The organism is Proteus columbae (genome assembly GCF_002777965.1).
In the GTDB taxonomy this organism is placed as follows: domain Bacteria; phylum Pseudomonadota; class Gammaproteobacteria; order Enterobacterales; family Enterobacteriaceae; genus Proteus; species Proteus columbae.
Map to the genome: position 1 here is coordinate 1 of NZ_NGVR01000033.1, position 2751 is coordinate 2751.

Here is a 2751-nt window from a genome sequence, read left to right on the forward strand (position 1 = left end):
CAATATTTTTAACTCTATTCCCCGTAAATTGATCTCGTGAAAACTTTTCATTGATAAAGTGCTTTTCCATACATGCTACACCTGGTTATTTATACAGTGCAATCATTGTACATTAATTTGAACAACCTTAAACTCTAGCTAAAATTGATTCATACAATCCCTTTTATGTTAAACGGGCGAGTTAGTTAGCAAAAACCTCCCGTTCATCCCCATTAAAGCCCCTCGAAACGATTTTAAGACACGATCACCCTATAAAACACCCAAATCTACGCTGAAAGTTTAGAACGGTTTTGCGGGCTTCTGAGTGCGTTTTTAACATCGTGCAAACTGACAAGTAAAACGATGCGAAATCGCTGAAAGTCACAAACTTGTTTTGTGGCAAGAAGCGATTTGACCAACCGAGTAAAACGAGGGCGGTAGGCTTTTTGTTTTTATCCTGATGAGCGTCCAGCGAAGAAAGGGAAAAACAGGGGGAGCCGAAACGAAATGACACGCCCCAGCGATGGCAAGTGAACCCCAGTGAACGTGTTTCGTTTTGGGGGCAAAGCCCCCCGTCAAGCGAAGCGTCTGACCACCACATTTTTGAGCGACCAAATACAGGGGCGAAAAAAGGGGGTGGTCAGACGAACGCAGTGAGTTTGACGGGCTTGGGTGAATGGTTTTTTTCGCAGGCGTCCAGCCGAAGAAAATAGCCAGAGGGCGGAGCCTTATGTCATTCATTTTCGTCCAGAAAATGAGTGGCATTGATACTGAAAGTATCATGGGGTGCAAGTTAGTAAAACTATGATTCTACCCATTATTTCACCCGTTATTCTGCCCGTTATACCTAAATTGGGTGCAATAACGGGTAAAGTAATAGGTAGAATAACAGGTGGATTAATGGGTAAGAAATAACACAACGTCATCTTGTGTCTATCTATTATTCTGTATCTTATTCTATGTATTATTCTACCTATTACAGACGAAATAGATAAAATAAGAGATAGAATAATAGATAGGATAATACATAAAATAATAGGTAAACCTAACGTCAGCGCACCTTTTCTTCGAGCTGTTTTAGCATCGAAATATCACCTAATAACCGTTGATTTTTACCTGTGAAAAAGATGATCGGACTGACATTTGCATTATCAATACTTCGGCTTAACTGAATTCCCATCGCCTGATAATCATCATCGTTTGTGCAATGGTATAACGCTAAAACAAGCTGACATTGTTCTGGAGTTCCGCATTCTATTGCCCAGCGGATCAACTCCGAAAAGGTCAATCCGTTCGGTTTCCAGTGTTTTTTATGCCGTGACGCTAACGCCTTAAATTTTTCACGCCCTTGATTATATTTTTCTGCCCCGATCACCGGATCTTCACAACGAACCCCTTGAACCGGTCGCTTATCAAATGACAATTCCCATAAATTTAATTCTTCGATGTATTCGTAATCTTCTGGCGATGCCAAACGAAATAATTGAGACATAGAGACACCCTCCGATCATGTGTGAACGGAGACAGTATAAGGCTTTCGAGAAATTCCGCTTCCTCGACGTGAAACAAGTTCACGCCTTGCGGCGAGCGTTGCGAATTGAATTTATGAGGTTTACCAAGCTCCAGATGTAACAAAGCCCCGTGACAGCATCACAGGGCTCTGGTACTCTAAATCTTGTGCATTCGTTGCTCAGATTAGACGTCGCAATCCAATCTTAGCAACGTGAGAGGCGCTTGTCACGTTCTCATTAAATACCAGCCAACGACATTAACCCAAATGCACCACTTGATTGACTCGGACTTAGCCCGGTCTCCGAAAGGATAAACAGGCAAATTGTGGTAGTAAAACGTACCGGAAAACGAAATTCCGGCTCTACCTCCGAATCACGCTGCGGTATCGAAAGATTACAGTGCGTACCTGATAAGAGCACCAATCAACGGACTAGGGATTTCTTGGATTGCGAAGTGTCGAAAGAAGCCCAACCTAACCAAACTTAGCCAGATTAACGAGCTAAGAGACCATGACCCAATAACTGATCATGGAGAAAAGCAAAGACAAGATGAAGATGTCGCTTCGCTCCGTTTTGATTAGTACCACATTGGGGCATTAGGCGTTTTTTACCTAGATTTTATCGGTGAACAATAACACCTAAACTCTCAACAAGCTGAAGCGCCTGCTCTCCATCCAACTTCACTCCATCTAAATTAATTCGCCTTGCATCAAGCTCGCCAAGCGCCCCACCCGTTAAATCACAACCAGTAAAATCAGCCAAAGACCAATCAAACGATGAAAACTCCCCACAAGAAAGATCGGAGCCACGAAACACGGCGCCAGTTATCACAGTGCCATTCCAGCGATTTTCCCACAGTTCGCACTTTTCTAATATGACTCTAGAAAAATTAGCGTAACTAAGATTTGTCTTGGTTATATAAGCACTACAAAACCATGACCTTGTAGTTATCATATTCATAAAATTAGCCCCTCGAAAATCAGCTCCTTGAGCTAAACACTCACTAATTTCAAGACCTAAGGCGCTAATGTTTTTAAAATTACTCATTGATAAATCGCAGCTTTTAAAGCTAGCGTTTTTTAGTTTGGCTCTATTAAAATCACACCCTTCCAAGCTATTCCTGTCGTAAAAACTACAATCAACAAATTCAGTATCAGTTAAATCAACCCCTGAAAAATCACAATTTGAAAAGGCAATATTTTTAACTCTATTCCCCGTAAATTGATCTCGTGAAAACTTTTCATTGATAAAGTGCTTTTCC

2 protein-coding genes are annotated in these 2751 nt (G+C 41.5%); both read right to left on the reverse strand.

Going from position 1 to position 2751, the window contains the following annotated elements:
• Window positions 1-1030: 1030 nt before the first annotated feature.
• Window positions 1031-1471, reverse strand: coding sequence for a hypothetical protein (locus CBE70_RS18230; RefSeq protein ID WP_015063446.1), 441 nt, complete (start codon window positions 1469-1471; stop codon window positions 1031-1033).
• Window positions 1472-2108: 637 nt separating this feature from the next.
• Window positions 2109-2751, reverse strand: a 643-nt coding sequence (locus CBE70_RS18235) for a QnrD family quinolone resistance pentapeptide repeat protein (RefSeq protein ID WP_232797434.1), incomplete at its 5' end; no start/stop codon positions are given.